The 3,450-nt window shown below is 36.6% G+C and carries 4 protein-coding genes and 1 pseudogene; 3 read left to right on the top strand and 2 right to left on the bottom strand.

All coding sequences use genetic code 11. From position 1 onward, the window contains the following. The 3 genes from F6K22_RS36250 to pirA (F6K22_RS36260) form a co-directional block, all read left to right on the top strand. A partial coding sequence (locus F6K22_RS36250; RefSeq protein ID WP_293109491.1) for a hypothetical protein occupies positions 1-220 on the top strand: 220 nt, incomplete at its 5' end. 711 nt (positions 221-931) lie between these two features. Next, on the top strand, positions 932-1,096 hold the full coding sequence (pirA, locus tag F6K22_RS36255) for an arginine synthesis PII-interacting regulator PirA (protein WP_293109497.1): 165 nt from the start codon (positions 932-934) through the stop codon (positions 1,094-1,096). 33 nt (positions 1,097-1,129) lie between these two features. Then, positions 1,130-1,261 (top strand): arginine synthesis PII-interacting regulator PirA, encoded by a 132-nt coding sequence (pirA, locus tag F6K22_RS36260; RefSeq protein WP_293109493.1) that lies wholly within the window; start codon positions 1,130-1,132, stop codon positions 1,259-1,261. Between the two features lie 598 nt (positions 1,262-1,859). On the opposite strand, the pseudogene F6K22_RS36265 reads toward pirA (F6K22_RS36260), so the two are convergent. Both F6K22_RS36265 and F6K22_RS36270 read right to left on the bottom strand, forming a co-directional pair. Next, positions 1,860-2,237: pseudogene (locus tag F6K22_RS36265) on the bottom strand (ribose-5-phosphate isomerase A); the annotation flags it as partial. Between the two features lie 83 nt (positions 2,238-2,320). Continuing rightward, positions 2,321-3,450, bottom strand: a 1,130-nt coding sequence (locus F6K22_RS36270; protein ID WP_293109495.1) for a group II intron reverse transcriptase, incomplete at its 5' end; no start/stop codon positions are given.

Here is a 3,450-nt window from a genome sequence, read left to right on the forward strand (position 1 = left end):
AATAATTAATCAATCCCTGGCCAATTTTATTTTCTGGAGAAAAGCTGTTGAATCTAGTGTGGAGTTTCTCAGAATTTTTCTTGAGTGGAAAATAATGTGTGAATCTCTATGTATTGACCTAGGAAAAGATATCAAAAAATTCCTTTATAAACTTACCCACATTATCAAGCTAGAGATGCTAGTAGTAGATCGACATATACTAAATTTTAGCCGTAAATAGGCACCCTACAAGTTTTGTACTAAATTAGCTGTGTCGGTCCAGTAGGCTGGGCTAAGTGACAATACTTATGGTGAGTTACCAAACTCTTAACTGTCCGCCTTAACCCACCGAATATAGAGAATATTAAGGACTCTAGCTGCCTTGATCTTTGGGTAGTGCATTCACTATTTAATGAAGTATTTTTGCTCTTCCCTATTTCCTCTTATCTTCTCTGTTCCCTGTTATCTTCTCTGTTCCCTGTTACCTATTCCCTAAAATACACAACTTTTGTATTTCACCAATTTAAGAAACACTATATTTACTTGACAAATAATCTCTTAATAAAATTTAAACTAATTACTTTGGGTTTAATATATATTTTGATAAAAATCTCCGATATTTACTCAACAATATTTCTTAATAAGAGGATTTTAATCAAGTCATTCCACAATAGTAAAAGTACAAATAAAGAATAAAAGCAGATTAAAATGATATCAATAAAGATGTTTATAGATTTGGAGTGGTTTCTTGGAGATATAATTTTTCCAGTTACTTTTTGTGGATTTTTTTTGATAATTGCTACAAATATAGAAAGTAAAACCTACTAAAATATTCTTTACTGTGTGGCTATTCGCTGATAAAAATGCTTAGTTTTGAACATCTAAACTGGTTGATGTTTGCTAGCTATGCTAAATTAAGAATGTAATATATACAATAAAAGTGATAAAAAAAATGTCCATGATGAACAGAAATACACCAAAAAGCCTAGTTAAGTTGAATGAGGTTCATAGAGCTAATGTAGAAAAAAGATTGGCTCATCGCCTGGAAGCAGCTAGAGCCAAAGGAAATCAAAATTTAGTTAAAATCTTGGAAGCGGAAAGACAATTACTAGAATAAATTAGTCCCCTGGAATATCTAATTTAGCTAATAATGATTTTTCCTAATGAGGTTCATAGAGCTAATGTAGAAAAAAGATTGGCTCATCGCCTGGAAGCAGCTAGAGCCAAAGGAAATCAAAATTTAGTTAAAATCTTGGAAGCGGAAAGACAATTACTAGAATAAATTAGTCCCCTTGAATATCTAATTTAGCTAATAATGATTTTTCCTAATGTTCATTAGTTACATTAAAACCCGGTCTCCTGTAGAAACCGGATTTTATATATACAAGACAGGATATCCTAGGGTTGATATTATGTTGTAGAGTCTAGCTAAATAGGGCTTGCTGATTAAAGATCAAAGCATTGCAAAGATAAAGGTTCGAGAAACCTTAGGTCTGGAAAAAGTACCAGCTTTTGTGTTAATAAAGCTGAAAAATTAAGCATTTTGGAGTAACGCGAGGCAGAAAATTTAAGTGGCTATGATGAAGGACTACCTCTTGTACAACTCCCTGCTCCTCCTAATTCTTAACTACTCCCTCCGACCTCCGACCTCCGACCTACCTCAACAAAAAGACTTCCATAAGCAAACCCTAAATATTTTGAGAACTTAGCACCAAAACAATACTTAGATAGTGATTTTTCTCTCTTCCTCTATTCTGAATTCTGACTCCTGACTCCTCGCTTTTATCTAAATGTTCCTTAGAGACCCGCGCTCTCCTGCTAAGTCACAACTATTTCAGTCACAGTAAGAATTTAGCTTCTGACTTCTGAATTCTGAGTTGCTAAGAAATTTCCCTAACTATTGGTTGCCCATCCTGAATTTCTCCTACTAAAATTACATCTGCAACCCCTACAAATAAACCATTTTCCAAAACACCAGGAATATTGTTTAAACTTTTTTCTAGCTCTGCAGGGTTATCAATAGAATCAAACTTGACATCAATAACCAGATTACCTTCGTCAGTCACTACCGGACCAGCTTTCCTCACCCCCATCCGTAATTCTGGTTGACCACCCAGTTTTTCGATCGCCCGAATCACAGGAGTAATTGCCATGGGTATAACTTCCACGGGCAATAAAAAGGTAGAACCCAATTTATCTACTAATTTAGAACTATCTACTACGACAATAAACTGTTCTGCCAGACAGTCTACAATTTTGTTAAACTAAGCCAGGTAAGTTACCCTACCCGACTCGTCTTCAGAACCGGACGTGAGACTTTCACCTCATCACGGCTCCTCTCTTAAACGTCCCTTGTCATGGGTACATCCTGCTTCAGAGTTAACATATCGTCAATCCATATATAATCTTCAGGTAAATCCTGGGGTCTAAATTTTGGATATGTTTTGTTATCTAAAGCAGTTTTCGTGTCGTGGCAATGTCGGTGCAACAATTGTTTATTCTTGTATGTGTTGTCACCACCTTTAGACCTTGGTTTTATATGGTCAACTTCCATAAGGTCAGTCGGACTAAAGGTTAGTCCGCAAAATGCGCATTTATTCTTTTGTCGCTTTAAGAGCGTTGTGACTTCTTTCCTAAGAGCTGGATATTTACCGATTCTATTGCTCCAATAAGTCCAGTTGCCGTCATAAGGGGATTTATTACCTTTCACTTTGACGTGCCTTACAATAGGAACATCTGAGTGTAGGTTTAGTATATATTTGTCATCGTTAAATATCCAGTTCCTGGTATCTTTAACTTTGGGGAAATACTTTTCCTTTACCCATTTGGCGGGCTTATTTGGATGCCTTCTAGTCGTCCACCTCCATAGTCTTTTCCATATAAGATTATCCATCTTTGTGAATATTTTCTTACTAACTATGATTGAGAAGTAGTTAGACCATCCCCTAATTACCGGATTGAGTTTGGCTATTAAAGCCTTAGTAGAGGCGGTTTTGTGGGAGTCACATATCTCCGCCAGTTTCTGATAATGAGTTCTAATACTCTTGGAGGATGGCTTAATCAGCGTCTTAAATCCTTGTTTGGTTGACTTGGCCTCATATTGCCTAATGTTAAATCCTAGAAAGTCAAATCCAGGTTTATTCCCGTCATATTCTTCCAGGGTGTGGGCAATCTTGGTTTTTTCTGGTTTTAGTTCTAATCCTACCTGGCTTAACCATTCCTGTATTAAGGTTTTTGCTTGCAGGACTACTTTGATATCTTCATGTAGGATCACAAAGTCGTCAGCGTAGCGTATTAAGGATAATGCTGATTTGTGATCGCGTTTCCTTCCTGGTAAGGATTCAGCAAATTCCGTTAACCTTTCTTCCATACCGTGTAGAGCGATGTTTGCTAGTAGAGGACTAATTACCCCTCCCTGTGGTGTTCCTTCCACAGTGCTTGAGAATTGTTTATTATCAAACACTCCAGCTC

The organism is Okeania sp. SIO2F4, assembly GCF_010672385.1.
Classification (GTDB): Bacteria; Cyanobacteriota; Cyanobacteriia; order Cyanobacteriales; family Microcoleaceae; genus Trichodesmium.